The organism is Microterricola viridarii (assembly GCF_900104895.1).
GTDB lineage: Bacteria > Actinomycetota > Actinomycetes > Actinomycetales > Microbacteriaceae > Microterricola > Microterricola viridarii.
In genome coordinates, this window is record NZ_LT629742.1 from 2,424,417 (window position 1) to 2,441,805 (window position 17,389).

The 17,389-nt window shown below is 63.1% G+C and carries 10 protein-coding genes; 4 read left to right on the forward strand and 6 right to left on the reverse strand.

Features of this window, described 5'->3' with window-relative positions:
* Positions 1-1,605 (forward strand): FAD-binding protein, encoded by a 1,605-nt coding sequence (locus BLT62_RS11085; RefSeq protein ID WP_083364114.1) that lies wholly within the window; start codon positions 1-3, stop codon positions 1,603-1,605.
* Between the two features lie 124 nt (positions 1,606-1,729).
* Here BLT62_RS11085 and BLT62_RS11090 read toward each other — a convergent pair whose 3' ends face one another.
* The 3 genes from BLT62_RS11090 to BLT62_RS11100 are packed head-to-tail and all read right to left on the reverse strand — an operon-like array spanning position 1,730 to position 6,602.
* Positions 1,730-4,147: a glycoside hydrolase family 2 TIM barrel-domain containing protein gene (locus BLT62_RS11090; protein ID WP_083364115.1), complete on the reverse strand. Its 2,418-nt coding sequence runs from the start codon at positions 4,145-4,147 to the stop codon at positions 1,730-1,732.
* Positions 4,144-5,157 carry a Gfo/Idh/MocA family protein gene (locus tag BLT62_RS11095; protein WP_172829691.1) on the reverse strand — a complete coding sequence of 338 codons (1,014 nt, stop codon included), beginning with the start codon at positions 5,155-5,157 and terminating at the stop codon, positions 4,144-4,146. Before BLT62_RS11095 ends, BLT62_RS11090 begins: the two co-directional genes overlap by 4 nt.
* Entirely contained in the window at positions 5,154-6,602 is a 1,449-nt protein-coding gene (locus BLT62_RS11100; protein WP_083364116.1) for an MFS transporter, read from the reverse strand. The genes BLT62_RS11095 and BLT62_RS11100 overlap by 4 nt, the downstream gene beginning before the upstream one ends.
* Before the next feature lie 122 nt (positions 6,603-6,724).
* Between BLT62_RS11100 and BLT62_RS11110 the strand changes: the two genes are divergently transcribed.
* Together BLT62_RS11110 and BLT62_RS11115 are read left to right on the forward strand one after the other, a co-directional pair.
* Positions 6,725-7,696 (forward strand): LacI family DNA-binding transcriptional regulator, encoded by a 972-nt coding sequence (locus BLT62_RS11110; protein WP_172829692.1) that lies wholly within the window; start codon positions 6,725-6,727, stop codon positions 7,694-7,696.
* 528 nt (positions 7,697-8,224) lie between these two features.
* Positions 8,225-9,416, forward strand: a protein-coding gene (locus tag BLT62_RS11115) for an IS3 family transposase (protein ID WP_156786324.1) whose coding sequence is annotated in 2 segments (ribosomal slippage) — positions 8,225-8,509 and positions 8,511-9,416 — 1,191 coding nt in all. Because the reading frame shifts where the segments join, the coding sequence is not laid out codon by codon here.
* Positions 9,417-9,914: 498 nt separating this feature from the next.
* On the opposite strand, the gene BLT62_RS11120 is transcribed toward BLT62_RS11115, so the two are convergent.
* Together BLT62_RS11120 and mobF are read right to left on the reverse strand one after the other, a co-directional pair.
* Positions 9,915-10,247 carry a hypothetical protein gene (locus BLT62_RS11120; protein WP_083364117.1) on the reverse strand — a complete coding sequence of 111 codons (333 nt, stop codon included), beginning with the start codon at positions 10,245-10,247 and terminating at the stop codon, positions 9,915-9,917.
* 109 nt (positions 10,248-10,356) lie between these two features.
* Positions 10,357-13,905, reverse strand: coding sequence for a MobF family relaxase (gene mobF / locus BLT62_RS11125; RefSeq protein ID WP_156786473.1), 3,549 nt, complete (start codon positions 13,903-13,905; stop codon positions 10,357-10,359).
* A 453-nt stretch (positions 13,906-14,358) separates the two neighbouring features.
* On the opposite strand from mobF, the gene BLT62_RS11130 reads away from it, so the two are divergent.
* Positions 14,359-16,095, forward strand: coding sequence for an ATP-dependent nuclease (locus tag BLT62_RS11130; RefSeq protein ID WP_083364118.1), 1,737 nt, complete (start codon positions 14,359-14,361; stop codon positions 16,093-16,095).
* A 156-nt stretch (positions 16,096-16,251) separates the two neighbouring features.
* Here BLT62_RS11130 and BLT62_RS11135 read toward each other — a convergent pair whose 3' ends face one another.
* Positions 16,252-17,034, reverse strand: coding sequence for an alpha/beta hydrolase family protein (locus BLT62_RS11135; protein ID WP_231919116.1), 783 nt, complete (start codon positions 17,032-17,034; stop codon positions 16,252-16,254).
* Positions 17,035-17,389 lie beyond the last annotated feature (355 nt).

The following is a 17,389-nucleotide window of genomic DNA, read 5'->3' on the forward strand; positions in this document are numbered from 1 at the left end:
ATGGCCAGGGTAAATGAGGAGCAGAGCTACGACGTCATCGTCGTGGGATTCGGTGTCGCCGGCGCTGCTGCCGCGATCGAAGCGGCCGATCGCGGCGCGCGCGTGCTCGTGCTGGACAGCTCATACGGCGGCGGCGCCAGCGCGCTGTCCGGCGGAGTCGTGTATGCCGGGGGTGGCACTAGCCACCAGAGCAAAGCTGGGTATGAAGACAACCCTGAGAATCTTTACGCTTATCTCAAGCAAGAGGTTGGAGACGCCGTGGACGACACAACACTGCGCCGCTTCTGCGCTGAGAGCGCTGGGATGATCCCGTGGCTGGAGCAGCAGGGAGCATCCTTCGGCAGCTCGGTCGCACCGTACAAGACGTCTTACCCCACCGACAGGCACTACCTGTACTTCTCCGGCAACGAGAAGGCGTATCCCTACCGACAGGCTGCTACTCCCGCTCCCCGTGGGCACCGCGTGCTGGCAAAGGGCCTCGCCTCGGGAATGGTTTTGTGGACTCGGCTCGCCGAGTCTGCAGTGCGGAAGGGAGTGACATTCATTCCGATCGCGAAGGTCACTGAGCTGATTATCGAAGACGGCGTCGTGACTGGCGTGAAATACCGTGTGCTTGAGCAGGCTCACCCGAGCGCAGCGCGACACCGCCGGATGACAAAGCGCACGGCAAAAATCGGCAACTGGGCGCCGGATCTTGTCAAGGGCACAACCGACCGCATCGCGCACATCTGGAAGAAAGGTGCGGTCGAGCGCGAAGCGCGCGCTTCTGCGGTCATTCTCTCTGCCGGCGGCTTCATCTACAACAAGCAATGGGTCGCGCAACACGCGCCCGGGTTCGTCAAGATCTCCCCGCTTGGCACACCCGCAGATGACGGCAGCGGTATCCAGTTGGGAATGAATGCCGGCGGCACGACCGCGAAGATGGGAAACGTCACCGCGTGGCGGTTCCTTTCGCCACCGAGTGCATTCATCGAGGGCGTCACCGTTGGACTCAATGGCCGCCGCATCGCCAATGAGGATCTCTACGGCGCCACGCACGGCAACGTACTCATGCGCGAGTTCAGCGGCAAGGGCTGGGCCGTCTATGACTCCGAGAACTGGAAGAAGGCCCGCGGGCAGTACTGGACGCAGACACAGATCTTCCACAAGCTCACAGCGACGTTCACGTTCACACTCGGCCACAAGCGCGCCCGAACACTCGAAACACTTGCCGCGAAGATGGGTGTCGACCCTGCCGGAATGGCGCAGACGATCTCCGCGTACAACGCGGGCATCGCTTCCAGCGCCGGCGACCCTGCACACAAAGAGGCCGACGTCTGCCATCCGATCACCAAAGCGCCGTTCTACGCGGTGAACATATCCGACGACTCGTCGCCCTTCTCCCCCATTCCCGGCCTCACGCTGGGAGGTTTGGTGGTCGAGGGAGACAGCGGACTCGTGCAGCGAGCCGACGGGTCGACCATCCCCGGCCTCTACGCTGCCGGTCGAACAGCGGTCGGGATCTGCTCGAACAGCTACGTCAGCGGACTCTCGCTCGCCGATTGCGTCTTCAGCGCCCGCCGGGCGGCAGCCCACGCGGCGGCCCGCCTCCACGCCGTGGCGTAGGCAACCGACCCTTGTGACACCCAGGCGTCGTGAGCGGAGAGGCTTCCCCGTCCCGCTCACGACGCCGGCTGCAAATCTGTGGCGGAACGGGCCCCAAGCCGCGCTCAAGCCGAAGTCCAAACTGTCAGCGGACGGACGCGAGGCTCGTCGCCGTAGCGGTGGCCTGCAGTTGTAGGCTCACCGTGCCGTGTCGGGTACTGGTTGCGGTAAGGACAATCGTTCCCGGAGCGCCTGTGCCACGAATAACTGCCAGAGCCCGACCGCGCCAGGTAGTGTGCTCATCGTCGGTGAAGCTCTCGGTCGAGGATGGGGCGGCGCTGGCAAAGCCGACGAGTTCCGCCGGACCGACGATCTCGATCGCCACGTTGTCATCGTCCAGCATCTCGATGACTCCATTGTGGTCTCTGATTTCGACGTTCACAAAGGCAACATCGCTGCCATCACTCTCAACCCAGCTGGACTCCGCCACCAGCGCGAGAGACGTGTCACTCGCGGACTTCAGGGTGCTCCGCGAAGTCTCGATGTTCCCGCAGTAACCCACGGCAGTGATCTCGCCCGCCTCGTACGGGACCCGGAAACGAGTGACGAACCCTGCTCGAACACCGGCCCGTCGGCGGCCCAAGCTCCGCCCGTTGATGAGAAGTTCAACCTCATCGTCGGAGGAATACACTTCAATCTCTGCACGCTTGCCCTCGGAGCCTCGCCATGCCCAGCTGGCTACGGCATCCGAAGGACGCCACGCCATGCGTCGAACCTTTTGTCCGCTGCGGTCCATCGGGCGGACAGCGATGGCGGGCGCATCCAGCTCACCCCACACGGCGCGGGCTAGAAGCATGGGCGCCCCGGGAACACCGGTAATGTCGATGGCCCCACACCCCGCGGTCAGCTGTGGAAATGGCTTCGTGATTGAGCCGGATTCGGATCCGTAGGCCCACGTTCCAATTCCGGCTTCTCCGAGGTAGTCCCAGCCAGTCCACATAAAGTCGCCGATGACATTTGGCAATTCCTTAACGAGGGGCCAGATTGAGACAATGTCTCCCGACATTGACTCGGACCCGACCACAACGCGGCTCGGGTAGTTGCGGGCATCCTTCTTGTACCGCGACCACGCGTAGTTGTAGCCGGCGACGTCGACAGCGGGAAAGACGTCCCGTGTGCTCTTGTCGGCAATCGGGAGGCCCGAGATGAATTGAGTGATCCGTCCGATCCTGTTTGAGATTACGTTCGCCATTGTGCTCGTGGCTGCGGAGGACTTCCTCACCGGAGCCTTCTTCTCGGTGGAGAACACCGACTTGCCTTGGCTGGCCATGACGTTGAGGAGAAAGTTCACCGCGAGTGTAGTGGGGCGATCGGTATCCAACTCACGCACGAACGAGGAGATTCGACGCGCAGCATCGATCCCGGCTGTGGTTCCTGACTCAGCTATTTCGTTGCCGATCGAGTACATGATGACGCTGGGGTGGTTGCGAACCTTCGCGACGAGCGACCGAGCGTCGTCCGGCCACAGGTCCTCGAAACGAGCAGAAAGGTCGTGCGCAGTCTTGGGCGCAAACCAGACGTCGCTGAGCTCGTCCATGACATACATGCCAAGTTCGTCGCAGGCATCGGTCATGTCGCGCGAGAGCGGATTGTGTGAGCTGCGGATCGCGTTGAACCCATTCTCCTTCAGGATGCGAATACGTCGGAACTCAGCTGCGCGAAAGGTAGCGGCGCCCAAAGGGCCGTTATCGTGATGTACGCAGGCACCGCGCAGAAGCACCGTCTGCCCGTTGATGCGAAGCCCGTGCGTTGCATCAACCTCGACGGTACGGATGCCAACTCGCTGGGTGAACCGATCGAGAATACGTCCATCCTCAACGAGCTCGATCTCCGCGGTATAGAGGAAGGGGTCCTCCGCCGACCAGAGCCGAGCTCCGGGCGCTTCTACAATGTTCGACCCGATCACTCCGACGTGCTCGAGAAGTACCGAATCGCCGTCGCGCAGGGAGATCCTCACCGACGCTGCATCCGACAACGGGCCGTCGACATCCACCTCAACGCAGAGTCGTGCCCGGTCCTGAGTGGAGAGTGTCCTGATTCGCACACCGTCGAACGCGAAGCGGGTCTCGGGAGCAGAGATGAGCGAGACCGGTCGATAGACTCCGGACCCGGTGTACCAACGACTGTTTGGCGTCAGGGTGTTGTCGACGCGAACCTCCAGAAGATTCTCCTCGCCGGGCCTCAGAGCAGATGTGAGCGGCACGCTGAACTCCCGGTACGGGCTGACCGATTCGCCCACGAGCTGACCATTGAGGGAGACCTCAGTCGCTCCATAGACGCCCTCGAAATGCACTGAAAGTGTGTGGCCGGGCTCGACTTCGGCGACCCAGCGTTTCTCGTAAAGGTATCGGCCGCCGGGAAAATACGAGCTATGGTACCCGCCCGCGGCATCGGCCGAGCGGGTCTCGGAGATCATCGCATCGTGCGGGATCACCACGGCGATGTCGTCGACGCCTTCTCGTCGCAGAGTCCAGTTCTGACCGAAGGGTTGGATGATTTTCATGTGGGGAGTCCTAACTGGGGTTGTGAGGTGGCGCACGCTCGAATGCGGTCGAGAATCTCGGCGATCGTGATGCTGTCTTGGAGGGGGTGCAGCGGATGTTCTTTGAGGCCGTCCGCAATGGCCTCGGTCACGGCTCGCAGCATGGGGACATAGCCGAACCCTTCGCGAGGGTGCACCGTAGGGTCGGGGCGGAAGAGAGACTCCTGATCAGTCGCCCCACCCGCGAGAGAATGCAGGACATACCGATCGGTCGCCCAAAAGGGGGGCGAGAGAGTGAGCCAACCGGCCGATCCACTAACCGCGGCACTCAGCTCCGTCCACCCAGTCATCGAGGCAGCGAGCTGCGCGAAGCGGTGGTCGCGGTACTCGAGCGTCGCGTGGACGGCGAGGTCGACACCGTCAGAGCGCACGTGCGCTGTCGCGCATAGTGACTCCGGCACTCCAAGCACATCGAGAGCGAGGGTCACGGGGTAGATTCCCTGATCGAGGAGCGTGCTGCTGCGTCGTTGTACAGTCCAGGACGCGGATTCGGGATCGCCAAAGGGAATCCCGAATGACGCGCGTACGCTTGTCACGCTCCCGATTGCTCCATTGCGTATGTCCTCGATCGCAGCCCTGTACGCGGGGGCGAAACGCATCCACATCCCCTCCATCGCGAAGCGCCCCGACGCTCGGGCTGCGTCGGCGATGCGGCGAACATCACTAGAGTCCACCCCGGCCGGCTTCTCGACGAGCACGTGTCGGCCAGCCTCGAGCGCGCGCACCGCGATGTCGGAGTGCGTCGCATGCGGGGTACCGATGTACAGAATGTCAACGTCCTCATCTGCGAGGAGCTCCTCAACACCGCCGTATGCGCGCTCGATCGAAAACGTATCCGCGAACTCACGCGCCCTCGGTTCTTCGCGTGAAGTGACAGCGAGTCGACGGACGCCCGGCGTCAGAGCCAGATCTGCTGCGATGGCCCGGGACACGCTACCAGTTCCGACGATGCCCCATGCCAGTTCGGTCACCGCGGGTCGCCTTCTGCAGTCGCGACCGCTATGGCGCTGCGGCGAGCGGCGAGGTCGACGTGAATCTGCGGGAGGTATTTGTCGATGTTGAGGAACCACACGATGATGCCGGTGAGAATAGCAACAATGAGTGGAAACCAGAGCTGGAGGAAGATCTCCGCCGAGATGGCCGACGGCGCCTGCAGGGCCGCCTGCCCGTCGTACGATGCCGCGGCGAGCACCCAGCCGACGATTGCGATGCCGAGACCTGCGCCGAAGTTCTGACCAGCCGTGGCGGCTGCATATGTCATGCCGTCCAACCGGGCGCCGTGCTTCCACTCGCCGTAGTCCACGATGTCGGCGACAAGAGCAAAGAGCGACGCCATGGCGGGAATGCCGCCGAATCCTCGGATGGCGGTACCGAGAATCACCAGGGGGAGATTGCTTGGGTCGATCAGCGTAATGATGGAACCGACGATGACAACGACGGTGCCGAACAGAATTGACCGTCGCTTGCCAAACCTGCTGATGACCCGGGGCATGAACCACAGCCCAAGCAGCATTGGCGCGAGTTGAGCAACAGAGAGGAGTCCAAACGAGTTGGGATCGCCGAGCACGTCGCTCGCGAAGTAGACTCCCACCCCGCTGGTTCCTTGGAGGATAAACGTGAGGAAGAACAGTCCGAATCCGAGGAAAAAGAAGGGATTACTCAAGAGCTTCTTCAACTTGATGCCAAGAGGCATGGTCACGACGTTGTTCGCCCCCACCGCAGGCTTCACCCTCTCCTTCGTCCCTAAGAAGAGCACGGCGAACGTGATGGTGGCGATTCCGCCGTATCCGATCATGACACCCGTCCAGGCGCTCTGACCAGAGCCGAGTGCTGTGATGAGAGGCATCGTGATCGCATTGACGACCAGGGTCGTAGCAAGTGCGAAGAATGTGCGGAATACGGTAAGAGAGACGCGCATCTTTGTGCTGCTCGTAATCACCGAGAGCAGCGTGTGATACGCGAGATTCGATGACACGAATCCCACGCCAAGGCAAAAGAAGTAGAAAGCGAATGCGTAGAGCTCCTTGCCACCCGGTGAAAGCCCGGAAGGCACATTGAATAAGAGCACGAAGGAGACCACTAGCACGGGAGTGGAGAACAGAATCCACGGGCGCGCTTTGCCCCAACGAGTGGATGTCTTGTCGATGAGCGTCCCGACAATGAGATCTAGCGTGCCATCCATGACCCGGCCAAAGAGCAAGAGCGTGCCCGCGATCGCCGCTCCGATTCCCACGACATCAGTGAGGTAGAAGAGCAGGAAAGCGCTGATCGGAGCGAAAACGAGGTTGCCCCCGACATCCCCCACTCCGTAGGAGAGTCGTTCCCTGATTGTGAGTCGTTCAGCGGTCGCATCGGCGCTGCTTGATGTCGCCGTTGAGTCGGCAGCCGAAATGGCGGTGGTGGAAGCACTGGTCATGGAACGTCCTTGTTCGGAGGGTGCACGTGCGCGAACATTGTCACGTGACAATGAGAATACACGGTCATTGTCACGTGTCAATCATGGGCTTTCAAGCGATCCCACTGTGCAAGACTTGCCACGTGAGCGAGCAGGCGGAGCAACCATGGCGGCCAACGGCGAAAGATGTCGCCGCATTTGCTGGATTGTCCAGATCCACCGTGAGCCAGATTCTCAATGGGCACGGCGACCGCTTTCACGCTGAGACGCAGCAACGGGTCGCCCAGGCGGCCGCCGAACTGAACTATCGACCGTCTCGGGCCGGGCGCGCCCTGTTGACCGGCCTCAGCGAGATGGTCATCGTCGTCGTGCCCAACGCCACCTTCGGCAGACACCTCCAAGATGCCGTCGATCGAATCGCAGGGGTCACGTCCATCCATGGCAAGTCCGTGGTTGTCCGCTACTCGGGTGACGATCCCGCGGCTACCCTTACCGCGGTGCTAGATCTTCGCCCCGCAGTGGTCGTCGATCTCGGGGTCTTCAGCTCGAGCGAGCGGCGGAGAATCGCGGCGGCGGGGACAACGATCTATCCGGAGCTCACCGCGGAGAGTGGGGTGGAACAGCCGAGTGAAATGGTTGGGCGGTTGCAGGTATCCCACCTCTTGCGGCACGGCCACCGTCGGGTCGTCATCGCTTTGCTCGCGGACGAGCGATCGGACCCGTATGGGCCGTCTCGTGTTGCAGGAGCTACGGCCGAATGTCTCTCCCGCGGGCTGCCCCCGCCGGATGTCGTCTCAATCCCTTTGCGCCGCGAAGGCGCGCGTGAGGCTCTCGAGCCGTTGCTTCGCGAATCCGACGAACCCGTTGCAGTGTGCTGCTACAACGACGACGTTGGCTTGGCCGTGCTCGCTGTTGCGCACGATCTTGGCTTTGCCGTCCCCGAGCAGATCTCCGTAATCGGCGTCGACAATTCCGAAGTTGGCCAACTTGTGGAGCACCCTCTATCCACGATCAGCGTCGACATGCCGTCAATCGTGGCCTCTTTCTTCGCCGAAGTCCCATCCGACAACCGTTTTGATCGATTCGTAACGATCGTGCCTGGCGCCACCACATGAGAATTCACGCCACGAGTTGCCTCACTCACGCCTCGTGGCCTCGAACGGTCTGCAGCCGAATGAGGGCGACAGGACTAGCCACGCTAAACCTGAGTAGAGTTCACGCTAACTAGAAGCAAGGAACGTACCTTCCAGCCCGTCCGAGCCGCCAACGTCGAATAACTCGGTGAACTACACCACGGTCGTGGCACGCTGGGTGAGAAGGAACACCACCGCATACCCCACAGGCCGCGACATGTGGGGAGCGCGTCGATCGCGCTGTTCGTCGGCACTGAATGCAGGGCACGATGCCTTGTATTCGGTCGCCGGCGGCGCGCTCCCGCCCCACGGACGTCACTTCGGGCAGCTTAAGGGTTCAGGCCGAATCTCTCGCCTCTTCGAGCGATTCGCTGTCGACTAGCTCACGTATCGCATCGAGGCTTTGCGCGACCTCAACCGTCGAGGTTCGATCGTGCCACGGGTCTGCTGCACGGTTAGGTGACATCTGATTTGGCTTGCCCGGGAGGGCGGGCCTGGAAGGATGTTGCTGTGCCCAAGCCCTACCCCACTGAGTTCCGTGACGACGTCGTGCGCGTTGCGAGGAACCGCGAACCCGGAGTGACGATCGAGCAGATCGCGAAAGACTTCGGCGTCCACCCGATGACGTTGCAGAAGTGGCTGAGCCGCGCCGCGGTGGACGCGGGCGTCAAGCCCGGCCAGACGCGCAGCGAGGCGGTCGAGTTGCGCGAGGCGCGGAAGAGGATCCGGCTGTTGGAGCAGGAGAACGAGGTCCTCCGGCGGGCGGCGGCGTATCTGTCGCAGGCGAACCTGCCGGGAAAGGCTCTACCCGCTCGTGAGCGAGCTCGCCGGATCGGGGATCCCCGTGACGGTGGCGTGCCGGGTCCTCAAGCTCTCACGTCAGCCCTACTACCGGTGGCTGGCGGACCCTGTCACGCCCAGCGAGCTGGCGGAGGCGTATCGGGCGAACGCGTTGTTCGACGCCCACCGGGACGACCCGGAGTTCGGGCACCGGCTGCTGGCCGACGAGGCCCGCGACGCCGGCGAGCCGATGGCCGACCGGACCGCCTGGCGGATCTCGTTGGCCAACGGCTGGTGGAGCGCGTTCGGGAAGAAGCGGGGACGGAAGGGGAAGAAGCCGGGGCCCGCGGTCCACGACGACCTCTGCACCGTCACCGACGAGAACGGGCGGACCCGGCACGAGTTCACCGCGGACGCCCCGAACAGGCTCTGGCTCACCGACATCACCGAACACAAGACCGCCGAGGGCAAGCTCTACCTCTGCGCGATCAAAGACGTGTACTCGAACAAGATCGTCGGCTACTCGATCGACTCGAGGATGAAGTCCAGTCTGGCCGTCAGCGCACTCAACAACGCTGTGGCCATGCGCGGGAACGTCGCCGGCTGCGTGGTACACAGCGACAGAGGATCGCAATTTCGAAGCAGGAGGTTCCTCCGCACCCTGGCGCGGCACGGCATGGCCGGGTCCATGGGGCGGGTGGCTTCGTGCGGGGACAACGCCGCGATGGAAAGCTTCTTCAGCCTGCTGCAGAAGAACGTCCTGAACCGCCGCTCGTGGAGCGCACGGGAAGAGCTGCGAATCGCGATCGTGACCTGGATCGAGCGAACCTACCACCGCCGACGCCGCCAGCCCCGCCTGGGCCGTTTGACCCCGATCGAGTTCGAGGCCATCATGAACACGCCAGCCACTCTGGCCGCGTGACTACAACCTGTCACCTATTTGTGCAGCAGACCCGAGCGATCTTCTTGGGTATGTATTGTGAGCTGCCCGCAACAGAGTCGCCGAATTGCGCACTACCGCTCTGGCTAGAGGCGGACCGTGTCCCCGAACTCCAAGCGACCCCAACCTCAAGTCGCAATCACGGAGGAACCCCATCAGTCGTCGCCGAAGTGCCCATCCGCACACACCTTCACAGGCCTCGGTGGAGACGTTGAGGCATTTCATGCGCGATTCGATCGGTTTCGCATCACTCGCAACGGTCTTGCTGGATGGATGTGCCCTGACGTCTGAAGAGATGGCAACAACTCTCCACGCCAAATCTGATGTCACGATCCCGCCGAGGCTGCAACCGGAGACGGCGGAGGTGTTGGTGCCCACGCCACCAGAAACAGAGGATCGATGTCACGTCGACGGTCCGGTCTCGGCGAATGCGATGACCGGGGCCAAGCGAGAAGAGACAACTCTCAGGCGGCAGCACCATCAGTGTGCCGGAGGCGGAAGCTGATTCGAGATTCCTTCACGGCGGCGCACATTCAACAGTGCCAAGAGCGTCCCCGGCCCCGCGACGAGAAACTTCAGTGCATTCCAGAGAGACAGAAGCGAAAGCAATGAGAGCCAGCCTCCGTCGCCTGCCTCGAACAAGCCCGCACAGTAGACGGCTGCGAGTCCGTACGGGATCGCGAGCAGCATCGCGGGGGTGCCCCATTTGAGTCCGCGGCGCGAGTGAATCGCGTCGAGCAGAACATTCGTCGGCGCGAACCGGCGGATGAAGTGGTATAGGCGAGCGGCGATCGCCAAGCCAAAACCGAACATGAAGGAACCTCTTCGTTTCAGCAACAAGAGGTCGAGTGGGCTTCCCGTCGCGGGGAGCCATGTCATCGCGACGAGCGATGGCGCGGGTAGGAGGTTGCTTGCTGGCAGTCTAAACCCGAAGCACGGCTCCCGAAAGTGGTCGATGAGCAGTCACCAGCTGCGCTCCGAACTGACCGGAATCTTGTTGCGCGAGTGCGCTTGCCACCTCCATTGCGGCCCGCGCTCGTCCGGCATCGATCGCTTGAATGTCGGTCGCAGGCGCGGCTCCCAGCGGCCGCGCACTCGAGATTCCGTACCGCTCACGATATGCAGCGACGATGCGTGCACTACGCCGCCAAACGGCCTGACTCGAGGACCGCACTGGTGGGGAACCGAGGCTCCGGATCCACGCTTCCCTGCCGTCAATCGCCTTCCGAACCAGTGCATCCGCCCGCGCTTCGATGAGGCGGTGGCGCTCCGCCAAGGCCAGGGCATACTCGGTCGGCATCGGCCCGTCGGCTAGTGGGATCAAACCCGCGATCAGCCGTGGCGCGTTCCGCGTGCGGGCTGCACCGGCATTCCTTACACCCACCCTCATGATTCGGGCGCGGAGCACAGCGGCGATGTCTTGCGCATCGTCGAAGCCACGCGCACGCACGACTCGCCCAAGCAAGCTCTCGACGTTCGAGTGGTGAGCTTCTGCCCTACGCAGTTCTGCTCCCAACGACCCGAAGGCGTCGGAGGCGATGGCGGATGCCGCTTGCTCGGCGCTGAGGCCGCTCCCCTGCACCAGCGCGGCCCACCGTTCATGTTGGGCGGATGCCGCAATCGTCTCGTACTCGGCCGTAAGCTGCGCAATTGAACCCCAGCCGTCCTGCTCGGCCGCAAGCGTCTCGTGCGCGGACGGATCGGAACTGACATGCTGCAGCACCCCGGCCAGAACGCTGCGCCCGGTCGGTACGACCTCATCTCCCGGCAGCGGCGCACTATGCACGGCATCGGGCCGCTCAATCGCGACGTATGCGGTGTTCGAGTCACGCCCACGAGTCATCGCCACGTAGAAGCTTTCCCTCGTCCCTCCCGGTGCAACCACCACGTGGGCGGTGTCGGTAGTGAGCCCCTGGGCGCGAAACGCACTCACGGCATAGCCCAGCTCAACGTGGCGCTCCGCATACTCGCCCGGAAGCACGACCGTACTCCCCCACTGCCTGCCAAGCCTGCGCACTTCGAGCGCGCCGTTCCTCCGCACTGCCAGCACCGTCCAGCGGTCCCCATTTCGCACCCATGTCCCTGTCGCGCGCAGGTCTCGGTCGTTGCGGCGGGTGATGATCGTGTCACCGACTGCCGCGGCCGTGCCGTCATGCAGGGCGGTCTCGCGGCGGGCATCGATGCGGCCGGCCAGGATGCCGTCGGCGCGGGCCCGCGCGTTCAGCGCAGCGAGGGCTTCGTTCGAGCCGCTCACCAGCACGCTGACTTTGGCGGCGCGGGTGTCCTCCCGCCACGCGACGTAGGCGGCATCCGCCATGTCGTCGGCGCTGCCTTCGTGCACGCGACCGTGGGCGACGTAATCGTCGACGGCCTCGGTATTTCCGTGACGCAGTTCGAGCGAAGCCGCGCGCTCCCACTCCTGGGTGAATCGGCGCACCTCCAGGAGCTCCGGCGCATCCGTGCGGTCGTGAACGAGCAGCGCGAAGGCGCCGCCTGCATCGGCCGACTGCAGCTGGGCATGGTCGCCGACGAGCAGCACTTTCGCCCCGGCACCCGAAGCAAGGCGTGTGATGCGATCCAATGCCATGGTGCCGGCCAGGGACGCCTCATCGATGATCACCAGCTGGCCAGACTCGAAGGTCGTACCGTGCGTGAGGTGGTTCTGCCACCACATCGCCAGGTTCTCCGTCGGGATGCCGAGGTCCTGGGCGAGCACGCCCGCTGCCGCCGCGGACGGCGCGAGGCCCAGCACCGAGCCCGGCCCGCGTTGCGCCTCCCAGGCATGACGCAGCGCACTCATCGTGGTCGTCTTCCCGGCTCCGGCCGGGCCCACCAACACGTCGAGCACATGACCCGAGCCGGCAACGGCTATCACGGCTCTGAGCTGGTCATCGCCCAGGGCATCCCAGCCGCCGGCCGCCCGGCGCACGCTCTCCGTTGGCGCCATCGCTGTCACACGCGGCCCCGATGTATCCGCGCCGCGCTGCAACAACCGGGTCTCCGCATCGAGCAACTCCGTCGAGCTGAACACGGTGGAGTACCGGGGGCGGAAGACCGATGTGCCATCCTCACGACGAAAAGCGGCCGGGCTTGTTGCGAGCTCGGGCGGAGAGAGCCGCAGTGAGGCTTGTTCCGCCGCGGCAACGACGCGCTCGATCACCTGTTCCCGGTCGGATGCCGTCGCGAATCGGAAGCCCATGGTCTGACGGGCCGCCTCCGCGAGGAGATTCCAATGCCGCCATGTGGAGCGCTTCTCGCTGACCGCGCCCATCACGCTCCGCCCGATTGTATTGAACGCAGTGGCCGGCAGTTCGTCCGCCCGCAAGGTCGATGCCACCGGGGTGGATGTCGCGCTCTTCGCCCACTGCCCTGCGTCCGCTCCGAGGACGCGGTTTGCCTGCTGGCGCCACGTCGCGGTGAGCTCCGCCAGCGAATGCACCTCCTTCGCGGGCCGGGTCGCGAGAGTCGCTTGAGCGCGGAGCTTCATGACCGTCGTGGGCTTCGGGCGGTGCCCATGCGCGCTCACAAAAGCACTGATCAGTCGGTCGGTCTCCTCATCGATGTGCTTGGCCCGGGTCGAGAACTCGGCGACGAGCGCTACCGGCACGGAACTGATCGCCCAGGTCGGGTTACGGTCACGGCCCCGCTCGCGTTTCTCCCACTGCACCCCGAGGGCACGGGTGAGAGCGTCCGCGAACAGCGTCTCGTGCAGCTCCGACAGGGCGACGACCGCGCCGTGCAGGGGCCGACCATCGAGGGAGCGCCACTTGCCGTCGAGCACGGTCCGCACCTTGTTGCTCACCACGACGTGGGTGTGCAGGTGCGGGTCGCCCGCCCTACTGTCGAAATGGTCGAACGCCGTCGCGATCAGCCCCGACACATCGACCTGCGCGGCAGCCCCGTTGCCGGCCGTCGCACCCGTCCGGGTCGCAGCGACCTCGCGTTCCATGAACGCCACTACGTCGGCCACCGCCTCGTGGTGCGCTCGTGCGATGATGGCCTGCGTCGGCGCATCTGCGATGCCCCACAAGATGCTCGCCGACTTCGGAATCGAAAAGGTGAAGTCGTAGCCCGCAACTGCGCGGCGCACGCATGCGGCCTCAGGCTGGCCTGTGACCGGCTCTGCTGCCACGGGCTCAGTTGGACCAAGCACGGTCTGGGCCTCGGTGGTTGGCGCACCGTTCCGCGCAGCAGCGGAGTAGGCCGGGTATGCCCGACCCAGTTGTTCACCGCTCACGGGATCGCGACCCAAACCGATAAGCAGCTGCAGCTGCCGTTCTGTGACCGCGTCGCCCCGTCGGATGCCGCCGCTTCCCAGTCCGGAAACACCGCCGCCCATCCACAGCCCGGGCGGGGTTCCCTTGGCGCTGTAGTAGCGGGTCAGCGGTGTCGACAGCGAACGGTCTCCGTCACCAGCGGCGATCGTGCGAAGCAGGTACTTGTATCCGTCCCCCGCGCTCATCACACGCATCGACACCGTCACCGCGCCACCTCCGCCATCACAGAGGAGGTGCGCTACCTCGATCTGCAAGAGGCGTGGGCCGACCAATGAGAACGCGGAAGCTCGAGGCGTTGCAATCACATCCCGCCGACGGCGACGCCCTGAGTCGCGACTGTCGAGTCTCGCCACAGGAACGAGCCCTTGTCCGGCCTAACGAGTCGAAGCGTCCGGGCCCCTTTCGCCGCTGGAGACCGCCCGTCCATTGGCCGGGTAGGCGCCTGACAAGTCAGTACAACGAGGCGGTCCGGAAAGATCTTCGATCCTCAGTACTCTGAGAAGTCACGCCTGAAAGGAACCCAATGAAGAGTGACCGATCGCATGCACCTCATGTCATCGTCGAACGATGCGGCGCCGACAGTAGGGAAGTCGTATTTTCTGACTCGATCGTCGAAGTAACGCTCGACACGACAAAGGCCTGAGTGAATGTCGATTCAACACGGCATCCACGTGACCAAGGTCAGGATCGAGAAGTTTCGTGCGATTGGGAAAGCGGAAGTCGAGCTCCAGGAGGCAACTGCTCTCGTTGGGCAGAACGGCTCAGGAAAATCGTCGGTTCTCCGGGCGCTGAACTCCTTCTTCAATTTTGAGGAGGAGAGGGCTGACTTCGAGGCGGGAAGACATGCATATCAGAAGGGAACGGGAAGCACCATCGAGCTGACAATCACGGGGCTCGCATCCGATCCCGCGCTCCCATACGTGCAGCCCGGCGGCACGACTCTTAGGGCACAGTTCAAGTTCACTCGTCTGAAAGCTTCGTGGCACGTTTATACCGGTGGCCGATGGCAAAAGGCACCCGACGGTTTCCGCGACGCGTTGCGAAAGCAGATTTCCTTTGCCTTGATTCCCACTCGGCGTGATCACGAGGTCGCGCACGGCGCAGAACACGGTCTACTCGGTCGCGCAGCAGGAGAGTGGATCGCCGCCAATAGGCAGCGGGATCGAGTAAGCCCGAGACTCGTTGAGATCGGGGCTTCCTTCAAGAAGAACGCGCTCACTGGGTTCCAGAAACAGCTTCGCCAAGTCGCCCCGATGAACGGTCCCTTCAGTTTTGAGTTGGAGTTCTCCACCGACCCGGACTACCGACTACTTCTTCCGAACCTAGCGTTGACGGTGCGGGAAGGAGGCCAGTCCATACGGCTTGAAGACAGCGGGTCCGGAACTCAGAGTATTGCCATCTTCGCTCTCTACGCATATCTCGCAGAACTAGAGGGCAAGGCGTTCATTATTGGAATGGAGGAACCGGAACAAAACCTCCACCCTCAGGCGCAACGACAGCTCATGGCACACCTTGTCGGCATGGGTCTGCAAGTAGTGTTCACAACACACTCACCCACGATTGTGGACACCCTTGAGCACGAGCAGGTCATTCTGTGTCGGCGCGTAATTGGGAAGTCTCGCGGATTGGAGTCGCAACTCACCCAGGTGGGGTCAAACTTCTTCACGAGATACGGGATTGATCGAGCTAGCTACTACCGATTCCATCGAAGACTGAACTCTGAGTTCTTGTTTGCGGACTTTGTCGTAGTCGTTGAGGGTCCGGCCGACACGGCGGTAGTCAACACACTGATGCAGGATGCTGGGGTGGATACCGCCGAACTGGGAATGAACATTGTGACCCTTGGCGGCGTTACGTCTATCGCCCACATGTACTACCTCATGCGGGAGCTTGACATCGCATCTGCATACGTAGTCGACAAGGACTATTTCCTGCCGTACAGCAAGTCTGATCGGGCGGCCAGTTTGGACAGCGCTGGATACCCGCAGTATCAATCTGTTGCCAAGTCCGGGACCCTCCTTCCGGTACTTTTCCCCAAAACCTCGGATCAGGCCACCCTCACAAGGCACCTTCACCGAAACCATGCAGAGGCCATGAAGATGTTGCGGCCCCTAGGGTTCTTCTGTTTTCGCTATGCACTTGAGGTGGACCTTGTGGCGGCGCAGAAGCCGCGGGCGAAGATGTTCGCGAGTTTGAAGGTTGCGGCTAGTGACCAAAACGAAAAGCATCTTCTCACCAAACGATATGCATCCAAAGGAATCAAGAGTCTCGAGGTGATCGTTGATGCCATTACAGGCATTCCACCAGTGGCTCTTCCGAACTCGTATAAGGCTCTCCGTCGTGAGCTCCCCCTGATGGCGCAGGCCGCGCGCAAACGCCCTTGATTGAGCTGACAGCGAGCGGATCCTTCGGACGTGAGAGGCCGATGTCGCGCGTCGTGGAGCCGGAACTGCCCAGCGCGACTGATGCGCGAGGATACATCTATGGGCGCATAGACGCTTGCCAAGGGCGAATCTGTTTGGGAGGACTAACAGCTGCGATCAACCTTTGGCATGTTCCGGTTCACCGCACGATTCCAGGAACGAAAGAACGGCGACTCGCCACCGATCCCTGTCTGAGTTCCATGTCATTGCATGGTCTACGTGGAACTTTTGGAGCTGCACGAGGTCCGGGCGGCGATCGCGGAGGCGTGATGAGATCGCAAACGGCACCGACGTGTCGGTTGAACCATGCAGGATGAGAGTCGGGACGGCGAGTTCGTCGGCGCGCGCGGTCCAGTCAAAATCGCGCAGTCGAGCGCGACCGCCAGGGCCGGTGATGCGAGCGAGAAACCCGCTATCCAGCCAAGGGACAGCGAAAGTGCCTGCCCATGCTGGCAATCCCGACCGCACGCAATTCGCCTTGATCGTCGAAACCCAGTCAAGAACTGGCGATTCGAGCACGAGCCCGGCAACGACGCCGCGGAGTTCAGTGTCGACGGCGAGCTGCAGTGCGATCGCGGCGCCCATGGACCAGCCGAAGAGGACGATGCGGCTCGCACCATGCGCGAGCGCGTAGCGCACGGCATCCCGCACGTCGTCGACTTCCGTGGCGCCCAATGTCGAACGACCTGACCCGACCGCCGGGCCTTCGCGGTCATTCCGGTACGTCACGACAAGTGACGTGAGCCCAGCATCAGCGGCGACTTGTACGCCGCGAAGCGTCGCAGCGCGACTGCTCCCGAGCCCGTGGATATGGATCGCCCAGGTCGACGACGGCCCCCCTGCGGGGTTGATGAGCCATGCGGGTGCCACGCCGACATCCGTCTCGATATCGACGTCCACTGCCTCGAGGCCGGCGTCTTCCGGGCTCGCGAAATAGATGCCACTCCAGGATGCCCGCGAGCCGGATCTCACACTAGGGTCAAGCGGCCCCAGGACTTCGCGGCCAACAAGTGTTGGACCGTGGTCTTTGACTGCGCGCGACAGCCGCACTAGGCCGCCACTTTCGAGCAGGAGACAGTAGGCGCCGGGCGCGGCAGTGCGTGGTGTGCGGTCGAGGAGAACGACCGGTCGCTCCCCCGACCTATCGACACCTCGAATCGTGAGCTCATAGCGTCGCTCGCCGACGGAGGCAGTGAGGCGCCTCGCAATGACCAGGCCGAGGCCCCCCAAAGTTGCGCCGGCCGCAGCCGCCGCA

Excerpts from the sequence above, each read along its gene's own strand:
- BLT62_RS11085 (WP_083364114.1), top strand. The coding sequence starts at position 1 with ATGGCCAGGGTAAATGAGGAGCAGAGCTACGACGTCATCGTCGTGGGA.
- BLT62_RS11090 (WP_083364115.1), bottom strand. The coding sequence starts at position 4,147 with ATGAAAATCATCCAACCCTTCGGTCAGAACTGGACTCTGCGACGAGAA.
- BLT62_RS11100 (WP_083364116.1), bottom strand. The coding sequence starts at position 6,602 with ATGACCAGTGCTTCCACCACCGCCATTTCGGCTGCCGACTCAACGGCG.
- BLT62_RS11120 (WP_083364117.1), bottom strand. The coding sequence starts at position 10,247 with ATGTTCGGTTTTGGCTTGGCGATCGCCGCTCGCCTATACCACTTCATC.
- mobF (WP_156786473.1), bottom strand. The coding sequence starts at position 13,905 with ATGCGTGTGATGAGCGCGGGGGACGGATACAAGTACCTGCTTCGCACG.
- BLT62_RS11130 (WP_083364118.1), top strand. The coding sequence starts at position 14,359 with ATGTCGATTCAACACGGCATCCACGTGACCAAGGTCAGGATCGAGAAG.